We start from the raw sequence: 24,848 nt of genomic DNA, 5'->3' as shown, positions 1-24,848 counted from the left end.
GAAAAGGGAAAAATCTAAAGACCAAAAGCTTTCTTTGCACAATAACAATAGCTATTTGCATGGATATTTTCCCAACGCAGTACTCTACACTTTCATCAAAAGCTTTAAACGATTTTATTTCAAATCGTTATGAATTGAGCGATACCCAATGCCGATTACTCATCCGCAATGTTAGTGACACCTATGTAGTTGAAAGCCTGACGAACAAATATATTTTTAAGATCTATCGTGACGCACACCGCAAACTTGAGGAAATAAAAGGCGAGGTTGAACTACTTACCATTTTAACCAACAGCGGCGCAAAGGTTTCGTACCCGTTGAAGGATTTGAATGGCAATAGCATACAGGCCTTTAATGCCGCCGAGGGTACCCGTTACGGGGTGTTGTTTACTTATGCAAAAGGCGGAGTAGTAAATAAAATGAGCGATCAACAACTAGCTGTGCTGGGGAGGGAAATGGCAGCGGTACACAACGTAACTGCTGAAATTGAACTGACACACAAAAGGCATACGTTTGATATTCACAGCACCATTATTGATCCGCTTGAACGTATCAAGAGTGTTTTTGACGAGTTGCCGCTGGAGTATGCCTGGTTAAACCAAACAGCTAAGACCGTGATCGCAGCAATGGGGACTATTGATTATCGCCACTTTAGCCATGGCTATTGCCACTACGACTTTTTGCCTAAGAATTTTCATTTTGATGAGGGCAATAACCTTACCTTTTTTGATTTTGACTTTGCGGGAAAGGGTTACCTGGTGAATGACATTACTTCTTTATACATTCATTATTTTTTGGATGCTACCTTAGGAAGGTTGCCGCGTGAAGAAGCCGACAAGGCATTCCATATTTTTGTTGAACACTATCGCAGTACTAGGCCTTTACATGATGAAGAACTTAAAGCCATGCCATACTTTGGCTTTGCATTTTGGGTATTTTATCTTGGTTTTCAGTTTGATAATTTTGACGACTGGTCTAGCATTTTTTTTAATAAGAAATTTTTAATCGACAGGGTTGCCCTTATTAAAAAGTGGATGGACTATTTCGAAAAATAAGTTAACTATAAATTGGCATGAAAGATTCAAAGTTTACGCTTAATGGCCGTGTGTGGATGGAAACGTCCGGTGAGAAAATTTTAGGACATGGCAGGGTCGAGTTGCTGGAACGAATAAAGGAATCGGGATCCATCCGTCAGGCGGCGCTGCAAATGAAGATGTCATACAAACAGGCATGGGACCTTATTAATCACATGAATACGCATTTCAGTTCGCCGCTGGTAATATCGCACCGTGGCGGCAAAGGCGGGGGCAATGCCGTGGTTACTGAATATGGTTTGCACGTTATCAGCAATTTTCATTCACTGCAGGATAAGTTCAGTGTTTTTCTGTCAGAGAACAAGAATTTAACGGATCTGTAATTTTTTAGCCATTCTCCATATTTCATTGTATTTTAGTAAATATAACGATGGCATAATTGCATATTGCCTGTTAGCAGTTTAAGCCGCTAAAAAACATACTGCAAGCCACCAACTAAAAATCCATACAATGAAAAACAAGTTGATATTTTCTACTTTATTAATCTTATTAACAATTACTTATCAGTCTTTTGCTCAATCTTTAGTTTCCCAAAGCTCGGTAAAAATAACAGGGGAGCTGACTAGTCCGCTTGATTTAAAAATATCCGACCTTGACCAGTATGCGCAGACCGAGGTGATGAGAACAGATAAAGATGGTAAGGAGCACAGGTATTCAGGGGTAGTACTTTCAGCAATATTGCAAAAGGCTGGTGTTACTTTGGGAAGCGAGCTGAAAGGTAAAAACCTTACCAAATATGTAGAGGTTACAGCGGCCGACGGTTACCAGGTTGTTTTTGCGCTCGCAGAGTTAGATAAGAATTTTACTGATCGCCTGGTCATTCTTGCAAATAAGGCTGATGGTAAACCTTTGCTGCCTTCCGAAGGACCCTTCCGGATCATTGTACAGGATGAGAAGAAACCTGCAAGATGTGTTAGACAGGTAACCGGAATAAGGGTTTTAATTAGTAAGTAGTTAATTATCAAATAGCTATGCTGAAGAATTCATTTATTGCTTCAATATATTGGCAACCGTATTGATTGGTCGATCGCATTTTAAACGCTGCCCCATTTACCACTTTTTGGATTTTTTGCTGGATGATTACACACGGATAATCAAGATTTTTACTTGCCGAAAGTTGCTGATTAACAGATAACAGGCCTAAGGTGGTTTTGATAGCGTTTAAAGCCGGAGCATTTTTACGCATGTTATACCATTCCATAAAACTGTCAGTTTGTTCAGCAATTATTTGTTTTGCCTTTGGTATTTCACCTTTTCTTTTGCTCAGCGTTTCATCATTAAGTTTTGACAGGGTATCAACGTTAATTAGCTGTATATTAACTAATTTTTGGGCTGATTCCTCTACATTATAGGGAATTGAAAGGTCGATGATTAACTTATTGCCAGCGTTTTTAAGATGTGATGTCAAGATAACCGGCTCTGGCGAATTTGAAGCAACCAGGATAATATCGGATGAACAAATCTCATCCTCTAATTGGTTTAAAGGCGCATGTTTTAACCCTAATTCTTCCGCCAGTTCTTTCGCTTTTTCTACCGACCTGTTAATGAGGGTAATGTTGTTGGTTTTTAAATAATCGACCAGATTTTTGCAAGTATTACGTCCGATTTTTCCTGTACCAACAAGTAAAATCTTAACATCAGCGTTAATAATGACATGGCTTTTTATGTATTGTATAGCGGAAAATGAAACGGAAACTGTACCGCCGCTTAATGTGGTTTGATTTTTTATAACTTTTGAAGACTGCAGAACATAGTTAAATAATCGCTCTAAAAAACAGTTGATAAAACCGCGTTCTTTTGAAAACTTTACGGCTTGCTTTAGTTGGGAAATTATTTCATAATCACCCAGGATTTGAGAATCCAGCCCTGCACCAACATTAAACAGGTGTTCAATTGCGCAGGTCCCGTTTTTGATGTAACACAGTTCTTTAAAAGTTTCTTTTGAACCTTTTGTTTCGGTACAAAGCAGGTCAATAAGGTGCTCTGGATTGGTTGCAAAACCGTAAATTTCGGTTCGGTTACAGGTAGATAAAATAAACATGCTATTCACCTGACGGGAATTTGCAAGCTGCAGGATCCGGCTATTGCTTTCATTGTTAACAGCGTATTGACCCCTGATATTTGCTTCAGATTTTTTATAATTTATGCCGATGGCGTAAAATTGTGAAATATCAATTGGATTAATTAAATGCTGCATTGATTTGATTTTTAATTAATTACGTATTTTTTTACCGGTTGGTTTCTATTGTTAATGCTAATTTGTCATTCAATTGTCAACAAGATTTCTTGTTAATTATCCAACAAAAAACCCGGATTATTTCCGGGCTTTTGTGTTAGACAGAGAGGGCAAATATTATTTCTGAACCACTTGTGATTTCAGGCTAACGATGATTTTACCAAGTGAACCAATCAAATTAGCCGGTAGCTTATTTTTGTTGGCGCCTTTAACAACGTCGTCAACAAATGCGTCAAAATCTGCGCTTGATGCTTTACCATTCATACGGTTATTTTGCGCCGGATCATGAGCTGCTACCATGTCCATCCCCTGGTATTTGTAATCTTTTGCGCCAGTGGCTACCGCAACAAATGTTGTAAGGTTGTCACTTAGTTCGCTAAAGCCTGAAAGATCGCCCTTGGTTACTTCTGCCAATAAAACAGTAAAGTGACCGTTGATCCTTGAGTCGCCGGCAATAACAAAAATAGTACTGTCAATAACTGAGCGGATGCCTAAACGACCGGTTTCAATCATTGTTCCTGGTTTTGCAGGGTCCGCTACCAGTGCTGTTCCGCCTAATGAGTCGTACAATGTCGCTTTTACAGGGGTAACATTGTTTGATTTGTTGCTGCACGATTCTATCGCCAATACGGATACTAATGCTGCAGCAGCTAAAAATAAATTTGATAAGTTTTTCATGTTTATGATTTTTAAGAGTTATATGATTTGGGAAATTAATTTGTAAACTTTATAAGTGTAAGAAGTTGCTGCTACAGGGCAGCCGCTTTTAAGGTCATTTTGTGTAGGGACAAATCTTTCGGCTTCCAGGTTAAACTTTGTCTTAAAGTCTTCTGCAATTTTGTCGCCTGTGGTTTTTACCGGGAAAAAGGTAAATACTACAATATTATTTTGAGGATTGATCATAACATGGTCAATGCCTTTTTGATGTGACATCCATGTAGAGATGTTGTTGGCCTCATCCTGTGTCACCGGTTGTTTAATGTCAATACGTGCCATCACCCTTGTGTTTGCGTTAGGGGCAGGACGGTAAACATAGTAGATGTGAACGGCCAATACCACTACCAGGAAGAGGAAGGTAGCTGAGGCATAAAGCAGAACTTTTTTGATGGTCTTTTTCATGTTGATGTTTTTAATTGTTAGCGGATCAGGATTAATTATTTGAATGATAAAAAATTACATTTCAGTTACACTTACGGTAATTTCGTTACGCCTGGTTTTAATTTTTTTTTAAAAAATAATCTTTGTTTACTAAAAGGTAGTTTGAAGGGATGGTTTTTGGTATCAACATGGTAAAGGTTATGCCTTATTAAAGCGCGGTTAGTTAAGATAAACTCAGTACTTTTATAGCGGCGCAAAACTTTAAGGAATGAGTTTAATATTTTTAATGTCTAAAAAGTTGAAGTGCAAGCCAAGTATCTTTTGCGGGCTGTTTTTTTTAATAGCATTATTATTACCTGGGGCCGTTTTGTCGCAACTTCGGGTAAAAATGCGGCATCCTCCTGATAGTGTGCTCCGTTTGACAACCCGGCCAGACGAGATCTCCCGTCATAAAAATTTTGGAAATGCAGCACTGGATTTTGGCCTGGCAGAACTAATTCCATGGACATTTGACCGCTATGTAGCAAACAAGGACTACGCCAGGATCTCGTGGAAAGTTATAGGGAATAATATCAAACCTTCCAGTTGGGAATTTGATAATGATGGTTTTCAAACCAACCAGTTTGGGCATCCTTATCATGGCAGTAATTTTTACAGCGCTTTCAGGGTTAATGGTTATTCTTTCTGGCAGGCAGCGCCGGCTACTTTTGCCGGAAGTTATTTATGGGAAACTTTTGCCGAAAATCAGCCCCCATCGCCCAACGATTTTATAAACACAAGTTATGGCGGAATAATACTGGGAGAGATGACCTACCGGCTGGCAAACAAGATAATTAATAATCATACCAGGGGAGCTAAAAGGCAGATTGAGGAAGTGGCGGGTTTTTTAGTGAATCCTATGAACGGATTAAAACGAATAACCACTGGTAAATGGGGTAAGGTTTATGGAAATTCAACCGAACGTGACTCTTCTCATATATATGCTGAATTTGATTTAGGAGCCAGAACTTTCAATACCGGTAATAAGGATAAGAAAACTGGTTGGTATGGGCACATCAGACTGCTATACGGCACTCCTTATGAAAACTATAGAACACCCTTTAGCAATATTGCTGTTAATGCCGAATTTGGAAAAGATGATAGTACCCTGGTAAACGTTTTAAGCGTACACGGCTCATTGGCCGGTTGGGAAATCAGCTCGACTGAAAGCCATCAGCACCTGGCAATTTTGTCGGCCAATTACGATTACATCAGGAATGTGGCTTTCTTTTTCGGTGCACAAAGCCTGCGGCTTAACATCGTGTCGGAATATGATATTTCGAAGAATGTGATCATTAATACATCATTAGGTGGCAGTGTTTTGATATTGGGCGCTGTGCCTGATAAATATCCCATCCGGGGTCGTAATTACGATTATGGTTCCGGCGCCGGCATAAATCTCTCAGGGGGAATAAGCATCGCCGATAAATTAAGCTACAATATTAATTATCGCGGCGGCTGGCTGGTAACTTTAAACGGTAATGCCTCGCATTATTTTTTACACACTTTATCAACGGAGTTTAGCTATAAAATTTTGAAAAATCTGGCAATTAATGCTGAACCCGGATATTTAACCCTTAGCGGATATTATAAACATTTTGATAATGTAAACAGCAGGTATCCTTATTTCAGGACATCGATAAGATACGCGGTAAACTTTCAATAATTACAGCGAAAATGCCGCTAATATTTAAGCCAGGCCGGGCAATTCAACATAAAAAACTGTTCCTTTATTTCCATTGTTTTCAAACCAGATCTTTCCATTATGCAAATCGATGATCTTTTTCGAGATGGATAAACCAAGACCAAAAGGCTGTTCGCCAAACGTTCCGTTTTTTTTTGCCGGGGTAAACATTTCAAAAACAGCGTCTTTCTGATCATCAGGGATACCAATCCCGTTGTCGGCAACTGAGATACTGATTCGGTTATTTTCTTCTTTAATATTTACTTTGATAATTCCACCCTGATAACTAAATTTAATAGCGTTTACTATTAAATTATTTATAACCCGCCATATCTTTTCATAATTAACGTCTGCCATTATCGGAAAGTCATTATTATCAAAAATTATTTGCTGATGCTTGCCCTTCGCCTGGAACTGGAGCAATTCAACAGAATCGCGCATCATTGATTTTAAATCAATACGCTGTTTTACCAAATGCTCATTTTCATTGGCAAGTCCTGTTTTTAACAACTCGTTTATCATTTCCAATGAATGAATTCCAGTTGTTTCTATCAACTTAACCATGGTTTTACTATCTTCGGAAAGCTCATCCTCAACCATCAGCATCGCTGCTAGTCCGGTTATGCCTGAGATGGGGTTCCGGAGATCGTGAGCCATTACACGCATAATACGCAGGTAGTTTTTATTAATTCGTTCCATTTCATCTAATGAACGTTGTAACTGCTTGTTTTGCAATATAAGTTGCTGGTGGCTCAATCTGTTTTGTTTGATGGCGTTACTTATCATTTAAAATTGTGAATAATATAAATTTAAAGGGCTTCAGCTGGACTATAAATTTTTAATACCTGGCTAATTTTGCAACATTAACCGTTAAAAGCTAATTAAACCTAAAATAGTTTTCTTAAAAGTAAAAAAAATGTCATAAATTCCTCCAAAGGGTATTAAAGTTAGATTGAACTTGTTATACGTCAAATTTTATTAAAGTGTTGTTTAAGCTATAATAAATTGCACCTATCTAACTAATTACCGTTACCAAACTAAAAAGAGTCTGTTTAACGGATACATTGTATATTACCAGCAAAAATTACGCTTATAACACAAATGAATATAAATAGACTTTTTGGGGCTTTATTGTTGTTGGCGCTTTTATCAGTACATAAAAAAAGTAGCGCCCAGGTAAAAGTAAATGGAGCGGCAGATAACGCAGTTTTCAGGGTTGTTGGCTACCTCACGCTACACAGTATAGAAAGTGGGGCGACTAATGGTTTTGACTTTGACAGGATAAATTATCTTAACATAGCATTTATCAACCCGGATGCGGGCGCTAAATTTTCTGCCATACCTGCTTTAAGTAAAATAGTAACCTCGGCCCATGAAAAAAATACAAAAGTTTTAATATCAATAGGTGGCGGATCTGCACCTGCGTATTATTCTTCACTTTTATCGGATACCTTACGCGCCACTTTAATAACGAACCTTGTTAAACTGGTTGCCGATAACAACCTGGATGGCATTGACGTAGACCTTGAAGGCGAGCGGATTGATAATAACTATCAATCTTTTGTAACGGAGTTGTCTGCTGCTTTAAAACAGGCGAAAAAGTTACTTACAGCGGCTGTTGCTACGGCTTACAAGTCACAATATACTGATAAAGCGCTGGCTGAATATGACTTCATAAACATCATGTCGTACGATAAAACTGGCCCGTGGCGGCCCTCGAATCCGGGTCAGCATGCGCCATTTGACATGGCCGTTTCTGATTTGGATTACTGGACTAACACCCGGGGAATTGCCAAAAGAAAGCTCAGTCTTGGGGTTCCCTTTTATGGTTATGGTTTCGGTTCCGGTGCTCCGGCAGATATAAATTTCAATGCCCTGGTAACGCAGTACCCTGGAGCTGAAAACATGGATGAACTTGCTGTTGCAGGTGGTGGAATTATTTATTACAACGGCATTGCAACCATTAAAAACAAAGTAAAGCTTGCGCTTGAAAATGCAGGTGGTGTGATGATATGGCAATTGATGGGCGATGGTACAGGAAGCAAATCATTGCTAAACGTAATAAATGAAGCGATAAAGGCAGGCAGGTAACATTGTTTCTTTGATAATAAAAAAATAATTTTGAAATATGGTCTTTTAAGCGCAAATTTAAAAAGCCAAATAACCTGATAAAATATTGAGACGATTTATCGCCATCACGTTGCTTTCATTTCACCTGTTTAATATCGGAGGGTATTTGCTATTGCACCAATATTTTACCTACAAGGCCGAACGATTTTTCGATGAACAAACCAGCAAGAATAAGTATAATGTTCATGACCTGACCGAGATCAGGGTGCCTGTGAATATGCCTGGTATAACTGAATGGGCATCATACGAAAATGTGAGCGGTCATATCCAGTTTGAGAGCGCTAGTTATAACTATGTAAAGATGAAAATAACTCGCACCGCCATTTACCTGATGTGCGTTCCGAACTATGAAACAACACAGCTTTCCGGCGAAAACATAATAACAGCAAAGCATATAAAGGATATCCCGGTACCTAAAAAGGAGCATGTTCCTTTTAGCAAATTAAACACAATAGAGAAGTTTCAGTTCAATTTTGTGCAATTTGCGTTTAATGCGACTATCAAAAGTGTAAAAATCTATACCATACAACCATTTCAGCAGTTGTTGTCAAATTTTCTTGATATTCCGGAGCAACCACCCAAATATTTCTGCTAAACTCAGTTAGCTTATACCGGAATAGCATCCTAACTTATTTGTTTCCCGATATTACTGCATCCTCATTTTTGATGGCAACAGCTTATATGATTTGTTGTTCGTCCGGCTGCATTAATTATTTGTGCAATAAATAGCCCGTCCTGCTTTCCGGCCATTCATCAATTTTATTTAATCAAATTATGCCACATATTGCAGTTGAAGAACACCTGCCGGGTATTACCGGCTTATTGGAATTTCGTAAAGATACCGCTCAGCCTATTCGCGAGCTAACCCAAATCTTATTACGCGGTACATCAACACTTACGGAAGGTGAGCGTGAATTAATAGCTACAGTTGTATCGAACGGTAACAACTGTAAGTTTTGCACTGCAGCGCATACTGCCGCTGCCGACCTGTTTCTAGGCGAAAGCGAAACCGCCGGAATGGTAAAAACAGATATCGCTGCGGCCCCTGTTAGCGAAAAAATGAAAACGCTCTTAACTATCGCCGATAGCGTAAGAGAAAGCGGAAAATTGGTAACCACAACCCATATAGAAAAAGCAAAAGCCGAAGGCGCAACCGATCTGGAAATACATGACACCGTTTTAATAGCGGCGCTTTTTTGTCTTTATAACAGGTATGTGGATGGCTTAGGCACTGCTTTACCGGCTGATCCCGGATATTTTGATGTCCTGGCGGAAAGGCTGATCAATAACGGCTATATGCGCCTTCCGCAGGGATATGACCATTTAAAAAAATAATTATAACCAGTCAACTTTAATCACAATGAAAAAACTTTTCCTAATAATTTTACTATTAAGCTGCGCAAAAATTTACGCGCAGCAAGTCCGGATAAGCGGAACCATAACGGATACTTTAAGCAATCAGCCCATTAACGGAGCCAGCATCACCGTTAAAGGAAAAATAGCGGGCACCATTACTGATAGCAGGGGGCATTACACCCTTAATGCTGATCACTTAAAATTTCCGGTTACGCTTGAAATTACTACTGTCGGCTACGGCAATAAGGAAATTATCGTTAATAGCGCAACCGGCAATAATAATGTTAGCCTTAAACAATTAGCTGTAGTACTTAATGAGGTAGTAACAGCTGCAACAAGGGTTAATCAAACTAGCCTTAATTCACCGGTAAGTATTGAGAAGATGAATCAAAAGGCCGTCAGGGAAAACCCATCATTTACATTTTACGACGGGCTTCAAAATATGAAAGGAATAGAGGCGGTAACCAGCAGCCTTACTTATAAACAGGTGAACACGCGTGGTTTTAACGATACAGGTAACCCGCGCTTTTTACAGCTTGTTGATGGGGTTGATAACCAAACTCCGGGCCTGAACTTTGCAGTGGGTAATTTATTCGGTGCGTCAGACATTGATATAGAGAGTGTTGAGGTAATTCCCGGCGCAGCTTCGGCACTATACGGGCCGGTGGCATTTAACGGGGCGATGCTGCTACATACTAAAGATGCATTTGAATACCAGGGCTTAACACTACAGGCTAAGTCAGGGATCAATCACATAGGCGAAACCGGCGTTGGCGCTAAAGGACTTTATGATTTTGCCCTGCGATATGCAAAGGCTTTTAACAACAAGTTTGCCTTTAAGATAAACGCATCATACCTGACAGGGAAAGATTGGTATGCCGATAACTACACAGATATTAGTGCACAAACGGCTCCTTCAATGCGGGGGCCTAATAATCCGGGACGGGATGCGCTCAATATTTATGGCGATGAGGTTTCACAAACACTGCCGGGTATTGGCCTGGTTTCAAGGACGGGTTACGAAGAGAAAGACCTCATGAATTACAATGTTTATAGTTTAAAACTAAACGGTGCGCTGGAATATAAATTTAATAATAACCTTGAAGCTATTTACCAGTATAATTATGGACGAGGAACTGCAAGCTACACGGGTAGCAGCAGGTATGATCTGAACAATTTTGTGTTAGAAACGCATCGCCTTGAATTAAAGGGTAGTAACTTCTTTTTAAGAAGCTATGCTGTTATCGAAAATTCACATGATTCCTATAACACCCGTTCGCTGGCACAATTCATTAACCGTGATTGGGTACAGGACCTGAATGGCAATACCGTAACACCTGACAAAGCTGATGCCATGTGGTTCACCAGGTACCAGGATGCTTTTAACGGGAGTATAAGTGGTGTTGCCGCGCACGATAATAACACAGCTCGCGCGTTTGCCGATCAGGGCAGGCTGATTCCCGGAACGGCGGCCTTTAACCAGGCTAAAGATGTATCAATTCATAATTATGGATTAAGTGGTGCAGGTGTGTTTAGCAACAGCAAGTTTTATCATACCGAAGGTCAATATGATTTTAGCAGTGCTATTAAAATATTTGATTTGCAGGCAGGAGGCAACATACGTCATTATAGCATGTTTACCAACGGAAGTCTGTTTGATGATAAAGAACACCGGATAACAATTGATGAATACGGGGCTTTTGTGCAGGCGGGTAAAAAACTATTTGATAACAAACTGGGACTGCTGGCTTCGGTGCGTTATGACAAGAATGAGAATTTTAAAGGTAGTTTTACACCCAGATTTTCAGCTGTTTATAGTGTTGATCATAATAACAACTTTAGGGCGTCCTATCAAACAGGCTTTCGCAATCCAACGCCGGTTGATCAATATATTAACCTGAATGTTGGGCCCATCACCATTTTGGGTGGCGCACCTGCCAACAGCAAAAACTTAACTGTATATCAAAATTCATTTACTGCGGCATCCGTGAGTGCTTTTGGTGGTGCGTTCGGTGCTGACGTTGCCAACGGAAAGCCCTTCCCACAAGCTGTTGCAGATAATAAAGACCTGCTGAAGAAGTCAAATGTAGCCTATATAAAACCTGAACAACAAAAAGCATTTGAACTGGGTTACAAAGGCTTAATAGCAGATAAGCTATTAATAGATATAAATTATTATTACAGTAGCTACACCGACTTTATATTAAATACGGTTGTTATAGCACCGCAGGATAACGTAATCGGTAACGATGGTGAAATTAACCCGGCAGCAGCCAGCGATATTCTTAATGGTAAGATTCATGCGTTCCAGCTATATACCAATGCTTCTGATAAAGTTTCTGAGCAGGGAGCCGGAGCGGGGTTAACTTATTTAATACCGAAAGGATATTCAGCAGGTGCTAATGTTACCCTTGCAACATTTGATTTGGGTAAAGCCAATCAAAATAACGTAGCGGCTTTCAATACACCAAAGTGGAGCGGCAATATGATGTTTGCTAATAGCAATGTTTCAAATGGTTATGGGTTTAATGTGAACTGGCATTGGCAAAGCGCGTTTGACTGGTACGGGACATTTAATGCTGAGAGACCGGGCCGGATAAACGCTTATTCACTTGTTGATTTGCAGGTTAATAAAAAACTTCCTAAAGCTAACGCAACCGTTAAACTGGGCGCGAGCAATATATTTAATAACCATGTTTACCAGGCTTATGGTTCGCCGTCAATTGGTGCAATTTATTACGTGGCAATAACTTTCGATAATTTATTAAGATAGATGGAAACATTAAGTATAAACGCGTTGCAAAAGCCGCAGTTAACCTCCGCTAAACTTGCCGCACTATTTACAATTTGTTTTGTGAGCAGTGCTTTTGGCGGGGCGGTATCAACTTTAATGTCTGTTTATTTGCCTGTTGTGGTGAAAGAAATGCAGGGAGATAAGAGCCCGGAGCAGCTTAATTATTTAAGCGGCTCCATCAATTCCCTGTTTATTTTCGGTTGGGCGATAGGTGGATTTCTATGGGGAATCATTAGCGACAGGATAGGCAGAAAAAAGGCCTTGTTACTTGCAGTTGCGAGTTACGGCGTATTTACCATTTTAACTGGTTTTATGACCAACTGGTACGGTATTATGGCCTGTCGTTTTTTTAGCGGTTTTGGCGTAGGGGGAGACCTTGTAATTGCTTTTACATTATTAAGCGAAGTTTGGCCGCAAAAGAGTAAAGCTGTTTATACAGGTATCTTGTCTATTTCTTTCCCGGTAGGCATATTTTCAGCCGGCGCAATTAATTATTTTGTTACCTCGTGGCGCCAGGGATTCTTTATCGGCGCTGTGCCTGTCTTGCTCGCGTTGCTGGGTTGTTGGTTTATCAATGAATCGGCAGTATGGATTAAGCACAAGTATGAAAAATTAAGTCTACCTGCGGCAACGCAACAGCTATTCTCGGCGCAAAACAGGAAAGCCCTTTTAATAGGCTCGCTAATTTTTGGAACGATGCTGATAGGTTTATGGGCCATATTCTCATGGATGCCCACCTGGATCCAAAGCCTGATCACAGGCGACGCACATAAAGAGCGTGGATTGAGCATGATGTGCCTTGGCATGGGGGGCTTAACCGGTGGGTTTTTCTCAGGTTGGCTGGTTAATCTGATGGGCTTAAGACGGTCATTAATTACGTCATTTACGGTATGTACGATAATGGCATTTGTGCTTTTTAAAACTAACCTGTCATTTTCTGTCGGTATTTATGCGGAAATCGCCGTACTCGCGCTGTTTTTCGGAGCCAGCCAGGGAATCCTTTCAGTCTATATTCCGCAATTGTTTCCAACAGCAGTGAGGGCATCAGCCACCGGTATTTGTTTTAATGCGGGGCGATTGTTTACAGCTGCCGCCGTATTGTTTGTGGGCATCCTTGTAACAACACTGGGCGGTTATGGAAATGCATTGTTCGTTTTTTCACTGGTGTTTTTGTTGGGCCTATTTGTTGTTTTGTTCGCACGGAATATTCAACCGTCAGATTATCAATAAAGCCGGAAATTGAAATTAGGACGAATATTAAAATTTAAAATACTTAGCTAAATTATCTACATAAAAATTAAAATTATGGCACATATAGAATTCGGAAATGATTTACCAGGCATTCGCGGGCCGATGGCTTACCGCCCTGAAACTGCGAAACCGTTAAATGCTTTAGCAGAGGTTTTGTTGCGGGATGATAATAACACGCTAACGCGTGGCGAGCGGGAACTCATAGGTACTTATGTATCTTACCTCAATGATTGCTTTTTTTGTCAGAATGTACATGGGGCCTTGGCTGGGCATTATCTGAAATGTGATACAGGCCAAATAGATGATATCAAGAGAAATTTCAGTTCAGCCGAAATATCAGCTAAAATGAAGGCTTTGCTCGGCATCTCCGGAAGCGTTCAAAAAGGAGGGAAGCAAGTGACAGTTCCGCAAATAGCAGCAGCAAAAGCGGCAGGTGCAACAGATGCAGAAATACATGATACGGTTTTAATTGCTGCAGCGTTCTGCATGTTCAATCGTTATGTTGATGGGTTAGACACCTGGGCGCCGCAGGACAGGCTATTTTATGTGGAAAGAGCCCCACGGCGTGCCGAAGAAGGTTATCAATCGAGTGTCTACAAATAAATCATTAATCAACTGTTTATGCCACATATTAATTTGTCAAATGACTTCCCGGGCATCCGGAGTTTATTTATGTACAGGCCAGTTACCGCTGCACCTTTAAATAACTTAGTGCAGGTATTACTTCATAACCCGCATTCTTCGCTTAGCGCGGGAGAAAGGGAATTGATCGCTACCTATACGTCAAACCTGAATGCTTGCTTTTATTGTACTAATATTCATGGTGCTATTGCTAAACATCAATTGGGTAATGACGCTGAAGTCGTTAAACAGGTATTGGATAACCCTGAAAACGCACCCATCAGCAATAAATTAAAGGCTTTATTAAGAATTGCAGCAAAAGTGCAGGTTGCCGGTAAAAATGTAACTACCGCCGATGTAGTGTTGGCCCGCAGCCAAGGCGCAACAGATATTGAGATACATGATACAGTTTTGATAGCAGCAGCTTTTTGCATGTATAACCGATACGTGGACGGACTCGCCACCTGGCAACCTGATAATGACGAGTTATATGATAAGATGGGGGAGCAACGCGCCCGCGAGGGATACCTGACTCCTCCGCCCAAAGTAAGTGAAATAGTATTAACCGAAAAAATTTAAAAAATGAAATTATGGCACATATTAAATTAAAAAATGAAGAATTACCCGGTATTGTAGGGTTATTAAACTACAGGCCGGAAACTGCAAAACCACTACTTGACCTGGCGGAAACATTATTACGTGGACCATCGGAGCTGAACAGCGGCGAAAGGGAGATTATTGCAGCATCGGTATCATGGTGGAACCAATGCCATTTTTGTCACACATCTCACGCAGCGGCGGCGGCGGCCCACCTGAACAGTGGACTTAATTTAATTGACGATATTAAGGCCGGATTGCCAAATACCCCGGTGTCAGAAAAATTAAGGGCTTTACTACATATCGCGCATCAGGTACAAAAGGGGGGTGAAAATGTATCGGAGGCTGATGTGGCAGCAGCCCGCGAAAAGGGTGCTGTTGATAGCGAGATTCACGACACCGTATTGATTGCTGCAGCATTTTGCATGTTTAACCGGTACGTTGACGGGTTAGGGACCTGGGCGCCTGAACCTAACGAGGCCTATAAAGAAATGGGCGAACGCATGGCCTTCGTTGGCTATGGAAAGTATTAGTTTCAGGATATAGAGTCAAAGAGTCAGGAAACCAGGAGTAAAGATTAGACATCGGCTATCCTGGTTTCCTGATTCTTTTTCTCAAGATAAATTTGACAAAGTATTATTATTATTATCTATATTCAATCCGCCAATTAACCTGATATTTAAATGATAGAGAATAAAACCAGTCCCTGGATTTTTTGGATAGGGTTCTGCTTATTACTGATTCCGGGACTTGTACATGCTTACCTTTTAATGCCGTTCCCGGGCAGCCAGGACCTCAACGCTATAACCGTATCCTATTATCTTGAAAAAATCATAACCCCGTTGCGCATAGCCGGTGCTATAATGGTGCTTTTTTATATTGTAAAGTATTTTACGGCAAATACACTTAAAAATAAGGTGATTAAAGTAGCGGCATTAGTATTTTACCTGGGTACCTTTTATGTGAGCGATGTTTTGTATAAAGCTGAAACCATGTTTGAAGAACCCAAAACAGTAAGTTTCGCTAATGCGGTACATAACCATGTACCAGAGAGTCTTGTGATATTAGGTGTGGTTAATAATGGTGTTGCAAAGGCTTATCCGCTGGTTTATCTGGGGTACCATCATAAGGTACAGGACAATGTTGGCGGCGAACCTGTGCTGGTTACTTATTGTACCATGTGCCGCACCGGACGTGTATTTAGTCCGGTTGTTAATGGCAAAAGGCAGGATTTTCGCCTGGTAGGCGCAAGGCACTATAACGCAGTAATTGAGGACGCTGCAACCAAAAGTTGGTGGTACCAGGCTACCGGTATTGCCGCCGCGGGGCCACTTAAGGGGAGCCATTTAAAAGAGTTGTATTACGAGCAATCAACGCTGGGGGCATGGCTGGCCAAATATCCGGGTTCACTTATTTTACAGCCGGACAGCCATTATTTAACGGATTACAATGATTTAAAAAATTACGACCGGATCCAGGCCATAGATAAAGACAGTACGATCAAAAATAAAGATACCCTTGTAAGAAAAAGCTGGATAGTGGGTGTAATTGTAGATAAGCAGGCTAAGGCATATAATTGGCGTAATCTTGTGAAAAAACGACTGCTTAATGACAAATTAGCTAATACGCCACTTATGGTTAGCCTTGAAAAAGACAGTCTTACCTATCATGTTTGGAACAGGATGGTGAACGGCAAAGAGCTTCATTTTAACCTTGATCCTGCCGGATTGTTAACCGATCAGGAAACAGTATCAACCTGGAATTGGGATGGTTTATGTACTGCCGGCGTAAATAAAGGAGCGCAACTGGGTAAAATTCAGGCCTACCAGGAATATCTGCATTCATGGAGGCACTTTCATCCAGGTACCTCATTTCAGTAACACTAATGCAGGCTTATAAAGATTAGTTTCTTAAATGTTGAAGTTCGTTAGCATAATTTAAAACATCCACTAAACCATTCCGAACACATACTTGTTGATTAGTTTAATCTTTGTGATCTGCATCATCACAAAAAGAAAAGCTAGTTCCGTGGCGATTGTTACGGTGTAAAATAGTGGTAAATTCCCTGTGCCCAAAAGCCGTTCAAGAATATTGATAGGCAAAACATGCCATAAATAGATACCTAATGAATTTTTACCGATCCACTCTAACTTATCAGAATGAGGAAATGTGTTTTTCTGTGCAGCATCTGTTAAAATAATTAATAGCAAAGCATTAAAAACAAATAACAAAACGATGCTCAATATAATACTATTGAAAAAAAACATTAAAATTATTCCGGCTAAACTGCTAATGGCTGCAATTTTTATAGCAGCCATGTTAAAGGAAAAATGGTGTGACTTTAAATAGTTGCCAAATACAAAGAACACTAAATAATAGGGTTTAAAAGTATGCAGGATGATTATTATAGTGCTGTTAACAGGAGTTTGGTGATATAGCTCCGGGTAATAATTAAAAATGAGCGCTACGATGGAGATAATTGCGCTAATGATCAAAAAGTACACGTCAGAGATTTTAAGCTTTTTTGCTACCCATGTTATAAGTACCCAACTCAAAAAGCCGGGAATAAACCAAAGGTGATAAAATGGGCTCAAAAAAGAATGCTCTATAAAATGAATTTCCTTATTAATGCCACCAAAATGTGGATTCAGTATAAGTGCATAAACTATTACGGCAATTATCCACGGTACAATTATTCTGAGCCAATATTTATTAATTAAACCTAAGATAGAAAGATTGGAATTTTTTGTACTGTTGAAAAGATAACCGCTAATGCCGATAAAAACAGGCATATGAAAACTATATATAATATATCTTAAAAAATTTTGTTGGACCGGCCCCTGTAAAACATGGCCCGCGATAACAAGAATTATTAACACACCTTTTAAAAAATCAATATTTCCGAGTCTTGATGCTTTTTCCATTTTTTAATAATCGTAACACGAGTTTAGTGGTATAAAGTTATCTGCAATATCCGAATTACAAATAACCAGAAAAAAAAGTAGTTTTTATGTGCTAATTTACTGTACATTATATACTTGAGTAAATAAAAAGCAGACCGCCTGATTTGCCGGGGTTAAAGAAGGTAGGTGTAAGTAAGTTTTCTTTATTTATATCCTTTGGAAGTTGCATTATCAAGTCGTTTTTTTTCAGTAAGGTCTCCGTTAGTATTAAATTCTATTACCCAATTTTCAATGAAGATATTCTCATGAAATGCATCTATTTGTAAATTTCCGTTATCAATAAATAGTTGAAAAAAATGTCCTGAACAATCCCATAGTTCTTTTATTTCGTCAACGGTCCAGTCTGAATACTTGCTGTGTTTAACAGCGTTTTGTACCGGTTTGGGTAAATCCCATGTCCAGTTAATTTTGCGTACTGTTTGAATCCAGTTACCTTCCTGATCGTAACTGGAGATGTATTTTTGTTTATCCATGGTAAATTTTACAGTGTATTCATTAGTTTCTGATTTCCAGTTTTTAACCGCTCCTTTTGGATATTTTGTTTTAAATGCTTCAATAACATTCTGCGGAATTACTTTTAAACTTGCCTGAGCTAAGCTATTGCTGGAAGCAAACAAGGAAAGGGCGATAAGTAAAACGCCGGGTAGTCTGATAATTTTCATCTCTTTAGGATTTTAATAATGCTGGTTATGGGAATTTATAAAGAGCTGTTTTAAAACTTAATCACTTTTATGTGAACTGTGATAGTTATAAGGCAGTTAACAGGTTGTTTTCAACCATTGACAGCACGGTCATAAAACTATCAAACTCATTTTCGGTAATGCCCGCTCTTAATAATAAATTATTTTTTAAAACGGCGCTCTTTATAAGCGGGATAATATCTTCTCCTTTGTTAGAAAGGAATACAAAGTGCTCTCTTCTGTCCAGCTTATTTTGTTCAACATAAGTATAACCTTTCTGGGTTAAATAATAAATGATATTCACCATGCGTGATTTATCTATGTGCAACAACATTGATAATTTTTTTTGAGTCAGAAATTCTTTTTGGTCATACAAGGTGAGCAAAACCTCGTAGTAACCATTGATTTTCAGGTTGGTGAGGTCAACCGACAGGCGCCTGGTATATAACCTGGCTATGCGCTTTAACTGGCTCGAAATAGATTCGTTCACATTCATATCAAAGTGCTATTAATCGTACAACACAAATGTTAAAGCCGGAATGAACAGTCATTCATTCCGGCAGTTCAATTAATTTAGCTGGTCGCCTTGTTTAATTTCATCCGAGGCATGAAGTAAAACCTTGTCGTTAGCTTTAAGATTTCCAAACACTTCGGTACTGTTATTACTTGCAAGCCCTTCCTTAACATCTACAAGGTCGGCTTTACCGTTGCTATCTCTAATGATGTATTCTTTTTCAGTAGAGCGGATAATTGCATCATTAGGGACAAGCAGCGATTTTGCGCCTGATAGCATAGGGATGTTTACTTCAGCATACATTCCCGGCTTCAGTGCACCGTTTTTATTTAATACATCAATTTCAATAGCTTCTGAACGCATACTTCCCAATGCATTTGCCGAACGGCTTATTTTTGCCGTTTGCTGCTGGCCAGGCATTGCATTAAAAGTAAATGACACAGGTTTACTTAAATCTACCTTGTCAACATAATCTTCAGGAATCTGTACCTCAAGGCGCATTTTATGAATATCCTGTAATATCAGCATCGGTTGATCTGTGGCTTTTCCCGGCGCAACCAGTGCACCCGGGGATACGTTACGCTGAACAATCATCCCGTCAAAAGGCGCATAAATGTGCAGGTAGCCTTGCATTGTTCTAACAGATGCGACATTTGAATACTCCGATTGCGCCATAGCCTCATCAGCTTTCATTTTAGCAGCTGCGTTATCAAGGTCTAACGGGGAAACTGACCCAGGTTCTTTAGCTGCGTCTTTCAGGCGCTGATACTTTTCTTTACTGGCCTGTGCAGTCTCTTTCTGCTGTAAATAGCGCGAATTGGCTGCCTGGAGCTGGGATTCCATTTCGGGCGCTTCAAGAATCACAAGCAGTTGTCCTTTTTTAACAATTGATCCCCGGTCAACAAATAGCTGTTTTACAAACCCGTTAACTTTTGGAAATATGTTAACCTCATTAAAAGGGATAAGCTGCCCGGGCAATCGTGCCGAACTGGAAAGAGCTTTTTCGGTTACTGTACAAAAATTATACTTTGCTGTAGTCTTTTTTGAGTCTTTAGTTATATCAACCGGTTTTTGATTGCCTGAACATGCAGCAAAAAAACAGGTAACCGCTATTAATAAATAGGCTTTTGATTTCATTTTATTTTGTGTTTAAAGATGTGGTTGTTGTTAGTTCTTCAGGCATCAGTGATGGCTCGTCGTAGGTTGTCTTATTTTGCACCCACGCAAAAACCATTGGTAAAATAAACAACGCTGCCAGGGTAGAAGCGAAGAGACCGCCAATTACAGCACGGCCAAGCGGAGCCGATTGCTCTCCTGCTTCGCCCATTCCCGATGCCATGGGGATCATACCAGCTATCATAGCGAGGCTTGTCATTAAAATTGGCCTTAAGCGGATAGATGCACTTGTAATAGCAGCCTTTGTTGCGTCTTTATAATCAAGCCTTAGTTTTTCGGCATTAGTTACAATAAGGATCGCGTTTGCAACAGATACACCTGTCGACATGATCATTCCCATGTACGATTGTAAATTAAGGGTTGAGCCCGTTAATAAGAGCGCGGTTATTGAACCCAGGATTACTGCCGGAATTGTTGATAAAACAGTAAGAGAAACTTTGAACGACTGGTAATTTGCAGCCAGCAGCAAAAAGATAACCAAGATGGCAAATCCAAGTCCGTTTTGTAAGCTGGTTAGTGTTTCTGTTAACAGGCCTGACATACCTCCAATTTCCGCAATCAGCCCTTTTGGCGGGGTTCCGATTGATTTTACCGCTTTTTGAACAGCAGTTGTTGCGCTGCCAAGATCCTTTTTATAAATATTGGCGCTTATGGTTATAAACCTTCTGGGGCCGGTACGATCATATTCTCCGGGAGCTGTTGTTTGTTTAAAAGTAGCAACATCAGCAAGGGTAGGGCTGCTTTGACCTTTTACCAAAGGAATTTCCTTCAATTCATCCATACTGTTCATTACATACTCCGGTATTTGCGCTTGTACCTGGTAGGTGTAAGCATTCTTTTCATCAAGCCACAGGTTTTTTAATGTAAAGCGGCTCGAAGACGTACTTGCAGTAACTGAGCGCGCTACATCACTCACATTTAAACCTAATTGTGAAATCTTTAAACGGTCAAGCGTAATTGCTATAATAGGGTATTTCAAAGGTTGGTTTATCTGGACATCGCGCAAATAAGGGATTTGCTTCAATTTTGCTAATACCTTGTTTCCATAACCTTCAATCTGATTAATGTCCTTTCCGGCTACCTGAACTTCAATTGGCGTATTCGCACCCTGGCTCATGATCTTTTCAGTCATGTCGATGGGTTCAAAAGTGATTGTCATTTCTGGCAATACATGTGATATGTTCTTGCGCAGCGCATCCTTAAGCTCATCCATATTCACCTTATAATCTTCGTCCAGATTTACCTGTAACACGGCCTCGTGTGTGCCGGTATTAAAAACATAAAGGTTGCTGCTTCCAAAACTGCTCGGGACTAAACCTATATAGCCTGAGGTTATTTTTACGTGGTTGTTTACTGTTTGGTCAATAATATGAAGTACCTGCTTAAACTTATCTTCCGTGCGTTCCAGGCGCGTGCCCTGCGGTTCTTTTAGCCGGATCTGGAATTGTCCATTATTTAGTTTGGGCATCATATCCTTGCCTATCACCACAAATCCAATTCCTGCAAGCAGTAACACAGCGGCGAGGTAAATGGGCACAAGCAGTTTTTTACGGGGCATTAAATGGGTTATAATTTTTATAAAACGCATTTTCACCTTTTCAAAAAGATCGTTTTCTTCCGGATGCTCTTCTTCCTGTTGCTGATGCATTTTTACCTGTTGCTGTTCGCTGCTATCTAATGATTCGCCGGCATGAGCATGTATTTTACCATGGTGATAAGTTTGGTAACGTTCTGCTTTTATCATCCAGTTACATAGAATGGGTACTAACGTTTGCGCTATGATATACGAAACGATCATGGTTAAGCCTATTGACATGGACAGTGGCAGGAACATGGCCTTGGGTACCCCATTCATCATGAAGGAAGGCGCGAAAACGGCAAGGATACATAATAAGATAAGCAATAGCGGGAACGCTATTTCTTCGCAGGCATCGTAAATTGCCAGTTTTTTTGATTTTCCCATCTCCAGGTGCTGGTGTATATTTTCAATAGTAACCGTTGCCTGGTCAACCAGGATACCTATCGCCAACGCAAGCCCGCTTAAGGTCATAATATTGATGGTTTGGCCAAACATACCAAGCAGTAATACCCCAATTAATATAGAAACCGGGATGGTTATAACTACAATTAAACTGCTTCGCCAGTCCCGTAAAAACAACAGCACCATTAAACCGGTAAGCAGCGCACCCATCCCACCTTCGGTCATTAAGCTTTTTACCGCATTTACCACAAAGACCGACTGGTCAAACTCATAAGAGATCTTTACATCGTTTGGCAGTAAATTCTGCATTTCAGGCAGCTTGCTTTTCAGGTTTTGAACTACTGACCATGTAGATGCAGACGCCGTTTTAACCACGGGGATATAAACAGAACGTTTGCCGTTTATTAGTGCGTAATCAACCGTAACATCGGCAGCATCGGTAACCCGGGCAATATCTTTTATATAAATAGGCACTCCATTTTTTGTAAGAATGGGAATGTTTCCAAAGTTCTCAGAATTTTTAACCAGTGTGTTCATGGTAGTTAAAAACATGGTGTTATCTACCCTGAGGTTTCCTGACGGGGACATCACATTGTATTTTGCCAATGCTTCCACAACCTGGTCGGGCGTGAGGTTAAAACTCCGTAATTTATTCGGATCAATGCTGAAAACAATCGTTCTGGCATTTGAACCAAATGGCGGAGGGGCCGATAACCCGGGTATGGTTGAAAACATTGGGCGGATGCGCGTGGCAGCAAGGTCATAAATATCTTTTAAACTCTCGGACTTACTATCCAGCACCAGCTCACCAACAGGTAATGATGATGCATCATATCGCACTACCTGGGGAGGCAGCGCACCAGGAGGGAAAAAGCTCTGGGCCCGGTTAACCTGTAAGGCAACCTGGGCCGAAGCTTCTGCCATGTTAGTGGTTTCGTAAAATGATATTTTTATTATGGTTAGCCCCTGGATGCTTTTGCTGCTGATGTTTTTTACGCCGTCAACATATAAAAACTGATTTTGCAGGCCTGTAGCGAAAAAGCCTTCCATTTGCTGCGGCGACATACCGCCGTACGATTCAATAACATAAATAGTGGGAAGGTTTAATTTAGGGAAGATATCTATAGGTATATTTATTGCACTTAGCACGGCAAATATCAAAAGGCTCATGGTTATTACTATTATAGTAATAGGCCTTTTTAGTGCAGATGTGACCATTGACATAGTTGGTTATTTTAAAAAGTTTAAAACTGTATTTACCTGGTTTTGAGTAATGGCTTTTTGGAAAAGCGCATTGGCATAGTTGTATTTAGCCTGCATGAAATCCGTTTCGGCACGGTATAGAATATTCAAGGCTGCGTCAAGATCAACAATATCTGTTAATCCATTTTTGTATAATGATAGTTTTTGCCTGTAACCGTCATTTGCCGCCTTTAACTGGTTTGGGATTTCTTTTAACCTTTCGAGCGAAGTTTGCATTTCAACATCGGCCTGGCTGGCACTTACAGCAAGAAGTTGCTGTTCCTCTTCAAGTTTCTTTAAGGCATAATTGGTACTTGCTTTTTGCGTACGGAGTTTTAGCTGCCTTCTTCTTAAATCAAAAAGATTATAGGATATGCCTAAGCCAACCAGGTAATTTCCTCTTTGAAAACCATAACCACTTGAAACATCGTTGTACTGACCACTTGTATTTACACTTGAGCCACGACCCCAGGCAGCCGCCTCCAGTGAGATCTTCGGGTTATAAAGCTTTTTAACCAGGGTCTCTCTTTGCAGGTTGTTTTGGTAAACAGACCTGTAAAAATTAATCAGTGGATGATTCGAGGTATCGGGGTTAAATAAATATGCGGATGGTTGATTGATGAGCGTTGCCTCAACAGTAGTATCGGGTACAATTGACTGGTAAGGTAAGCCTGTTACCACCGACAACTGTAATTGTTGCTGTTTAAACTGGTTCTTTAATTCGATATAGTTTAAACGCGCTTTTGATAGTTCGGCCTCTGCAATACTGGTGTCAACACCGGCGCGTACACCGCTTTTAGCAAGCGACTCTATTGATCGCCTGATTTGCTGGTTACGCTGAATATTACGGTATTGGATATTTAAGAAATCCTGCAATCGTAATAATTGTAAATAATTACTTATTGTAAAGGCTTGTAACTGAAACTTTGATTGTGCAAACTGGTTTTGTTCAACTTTTATATCTGAGTTGGCCACTTTATTTTCGGCGCCATATTTACCAAAATTATAGATCTCCCAGTCAAGAGCAGCAATGCCGAGGTTGTCGCCTACTGCTGTTGTTACACTGGTATTGTGGATTCCTCCTGAACTTGATGGAATAATACCAAAGCCGAAATAGGGGCCCGTAGTGTTATTACTGGTGCCAATATCTGCCTGATAATTCAATCTTAAGTTAGGGAGCCAGTTACTGCGGGTTTCGGCCGCCTGAGATTGGCGGATAAGAATAGCTGCGGAATCTGTAAGCAGTTCGGGCGCTTTTTTATCTGCCAGGTTTAATAATTCTTTTAAAGTTATTGGGGTTGATTGCTGGGCATTTGATGCTGCTGCAAAAAAAAGAAACAGCAAAATGCTTAAGCATCTTTTAAAACTTAACATTTTAGTTCGGAAAATTAA

23 protein-coding genes are annotated in these 24,848 nt (G+C 40.2%); 13 read left to right on the top strand and 10 right to left on the bottom strand.

Going from position 1 to position 24,848, the window contains the following annotated elements; all coding sequences use genetic code 11:
• Window positions 1-59: 59 nt before the first annotated feature.
• From MuYL_RS14150 to MuYL_RS14140, 3 genes are all read left to right on the top strand, one after another.
• Entirely contained in the window at window positions 60-1,055 is a 996-nt protein-coding gene (locus MuYL_RS14150) for a phosphotransferase enzyme family protein (protein WP_094571195.1), read from the top strand.
• 17 nt (window positions 1,056-1,072) lie between these two features.
• A complete protein-coding gene (locus MuYL_RS14145) occupies window positions 1,073-1,417 on the top strand; it encodes a winged helix-turn-helix domain-containing protein (RefSeq protein WP_094571194.1) in 345 nt (114 codons plus the stop codon).
• A 127-nt stretch (window positions 1,418-1,544) separates the two neighbouring features.
• Entirely contained in the window at window positions 1,545-2,048 is a 504-nt protein-coding gene (locus MuYL_RS14140) for a molybdopterin-dependent oxidoreductase (protein ID WP_094571193.1), read from the top strand.
• A 7-nt stretch (window positions 2,049-2,055) separates the two neighbouring features.
• Here the strand turns inward: MuYL_RS14140 and hemA are convergent, their stop codons facing one another.
• From hemA to MuYL_RS14125, 3 genes are all read right to left on the bottom strand, one after another.
• A complete protein-coding gene (hemA, locus tag MuYL_RS14135) occupies window positions 2,056-3,291 on the bottom strand; it encodes a glutamyl-tRNA reductase (RefSeq protein ID WP_094571192.1) in 1,236 nt (411 codons plus the stop codon).
• Between the two features lie 156 nt (window positions 3,292-3,447).
• The gene (locus MuYL_RS14130) at window positions 3,448-4,008 is read right to left on the bottom strand and encodes a globin family protein (protein ID WP_094571191.1); all 561 of its coding nucleotides are present in this window, start codon (window positions 4,006-4,008) and stop codon (window positions 3,448-3,450) included.
• An 18-nt stretch (window positions 4,009-4,026) separates the two neighbouring features.
• The gene (locus tag MuYL_RS14125; protein ID WP_094571190.1) at window positions 4,027-4,449 is read right to left on the bottom strand and encodes a hypothetical protein; all 423 of its coding nucleotides are present in this window, start codon (window positions 4,447-4,449) and stop codon (window positions 4,027-4,029) included.
• A gap of 367 nt (window positions 4,450-4,816) precedes the next feature.
• Here MuYL_RS14125 and MuYL_RS14120 point away from each other — a divergent pair, with 367 nt between their 5' ends.
• Window positions 4,817-6,133 (top strand): DUF3943 domain-containing protein, encoded by a 1,317-nt coding sequence (locus MuYL_RS14120; RefSeq protein WP_170309755.1) that lies wholly within the window; start codon window positions 4,817-4,819, stop codon window positions 6,131-6,133.
• A 24-nt stretch (window positions 6,134-6,157) separates the two neighbouring features.
• Here the strand turns inward: MuYL_RS14120 and MuYL_RS14115 are convergent, their stop codons facing one another.
• Window positions 6,158-6,937: a sensor histidine kinase gene (locus MuYL_RS14115; protein ID WP_094571188.1), complete on the bottom strand. Its 780-nt coding sequence runs from the start codon at window positions 6,935-6,937 to the stop codon at window positions 6,158-6,160.
• A gap of 315 nt (window positions 6,938-7,252) precedes the next feature.
• Between MuYL_RS14115 and MuYL_RS14110 the strand changes: the two genes are divergently transcribed.
• The 9 genes from MuYL_RS14110 to MuYL_RS14070 all read left to right on the top strand — a co-directional run bounded on the left by MuYL_RS14110 (window position 7,253) and on the right by MuYL_RS14070 (window position 16,780).
• Window positions 7,253-8,242 carry a glycosyl hydrolase family 18 protein gene (locus MuYL_RS14110; protein ID WP_094571187.1) on the top strand — a complete coding sequence of 330 codons (990 nt, stop codon included), beginning with the start codon at window positions 7,253-7,255 and terminating at the stop codon, window positions 8,240-8,242.
• 85 nt (window positions 8,243-8,327) lie between these two features.
• Window positions 8,328-8,876, top strand: coding sequence for a hypothetical protein (locus MuYL_RS14105; RefSeq protein WP_157740850.1), 549 nt, complete (start codon window positions 8,328-8,330; stop codon window positions 8,874-8,876).
• Window positions 8,877-9,055: 179 nt separating this feature from the next.
• Window positions 9,056-9,616 (top strand): carboxymuconolactone decarboxylase family protein, encoded by a 561-nt coding sequence (locus MuYL_RS14100; RefSeq protein WP_094571185.1) that lies wholly within the window; start codon window positions 9,056-9,058, stop codon window positions 9,614-9,616.
• Window positions 9,617-9,641: 25 nt separating this feature from the next.
• Window positions 9,642-12,410 carry a TonB-dependent receptor gene (locus MuYL_RS14095; RefSeq protein WP_094571184.1) on the top strand — a complete coding sequence of 923 codons (2,769 nt, stop codon included), beginning with the start codon at window positions 9,642-9,644 and terminating at the stop codon, window positions 12,408-12,410.
• A complete protein-coding gene (locus MuYL_RS14090) occupies window positions 12,411-13,661 on the top strand; it encodes an MFS transporter (protein ID WP_094571183.1) in 1,251 nt (416 codons plus the stop codon).
• A 75-nt stretch (window positions 13,662-13,736) separates the two neighbouring features.
• Entirely contained in the window at window positions 13,737-14,285 is a 549-nt protein-coding gene (locus tag MuYL_RS14085) for a carboxymuconolactone decarboxylase family protein (RefSeq protein ID WP_094571182.1), read from the top strand.
• Window positions 14,286-14,303: 18 nt separating this feature from the next.
• Window positions 14,304-14,882 carry a carboxymuconolactone decarboxylase family protein gene (locus MuYL_RS14080; RefSeq protein WP_094571181.1) on the top strand — a complete coding sequence of 193 codons (579 nt, stop codon included), beginning with the start codon at window positions 14,304-14,306 and terminating at the stop codon, window positions 14,880-14,882.
• 11 nt (window positions 14,883-14,893) lie between these two features.
• Window positions 14,894-15,433 (top strand): carboxymuconolactone decarboxylase family protein, encoded by a 540-nt coding sequence (locus tag MuYL_RS14075; protein ID WP_094571180.1) that lies wholly within the window; start codon window positions 14,894-14,896, stop codon window positions 15,431-15,433.
• Between the two features lie 150 nt (window positions 15,434-15,583).
• A complete protein-coding gene (locus MuYL_RS14070; protein ID WP_094571179.1) occupies window positions 15,584-16,780 on the top strand; it encodes a DUF3179 domain-containing (seleno)protein in 1,197 nt (398 codons plus the stop codon).
• A 69-nt stretch (window positions 16,781-16,849) separates the two neighbouring features.
• Here MuYL_RS14070 and MuYL_RS14065 read toward each other — a convergent pair whose 3' ends face one another.
• From MuYL_RS14065 to MuYL_RS14040, 6 genes are all read right to left on the bottom strand, one after another.
• Window positions 16,850-17,824: an acyltransferase family protein gene (locus MuYL_RS14065; protein ID WP_094571178.1), complete on the bottom strand. Its 975-nt coding sequence runs from the start codon at window positions 17,822-17,824 to the stop codon at window positions 16,850-16,852.
• 182 nt (window positions 17,825-18,006) lie between these two features.
• Window positions 18,007-18,525, bottom strand: coding sequence for a PepSY-like domain-containing protein (locus MuYL_RS14060; RefSeq protein ID WP_094571177.1), 519 nt, complete (start codon window positions 18,523-18,525; stop codon window positions 18,007-18,009).
• A gap of 85 nt (window positions 18,526-18,610) precedes the next feature.
• Window positions 18,611-19,039 (bottom strand): MarR family winged helix-turn-helix transcriptional regulator, encoded by a 429-nt coding sequence (locus tag MuYL_RS14055; protein WP_094571176.1) that lies wholly within the window; start codon window positions 19,037-19,039, stop codon window positions 18,611-18,613.
• Window positions 19,040-19,111: 72 nt separating this feature from the next.
• Window positions 19,112-20,194 (bottom strand): efflux RND transporter periplasmic adaptor subunit, encoded by a 1,083-nt coding sequence (locus MuYL_RS14050; protein WP_094571175.1) that lies wholly within the window; start codon window positions 20,192-20,194, stop codon window positions 19,112-19,114.
• Window position 20,195: 1 nt separating this feature from the next.
• Window positions 20,196-23,432 (bottom strand): efflux RND transporter permease subunit, encoded by a 3,237-nt coding sequence (locus tag MuYL_RS14045; RefSeq protein ID WP_094572947.1) that lies wholly within the window; start codon window positions 23,430-23,432, stop codon window positions 20,196-20,198.
• A 12-nt stretch (window positions 23,433-23,444) separates the two neighbouring features.
• A complete protein-coding gene (locus tag MuYL_RS14040; protein WP_094571174.1) occupies window positions 23,445-24,830 on the bottom strand; it encodes a TolC family protein in 1,386 nt (461 codons plus the stop codon).
• Window positions 24,831-24,848: the final 18 nt, after the last annotated feature.

It is taken from the genome of Mucilaginibacter xinganensis (assembly GCF_002257585.1).
Lineage (GTDB): Bacteria > Bacteroidota > Bacteroidia > Sphingobacteriales > Sphingobacteriaceae > Mucilaginibacter > Mucilaginibacter xinganensis.
Note: the sequence above shows the minus strand (reverse complement) of the source record. Positions and strands in the feature narration are given on the sequence as shown.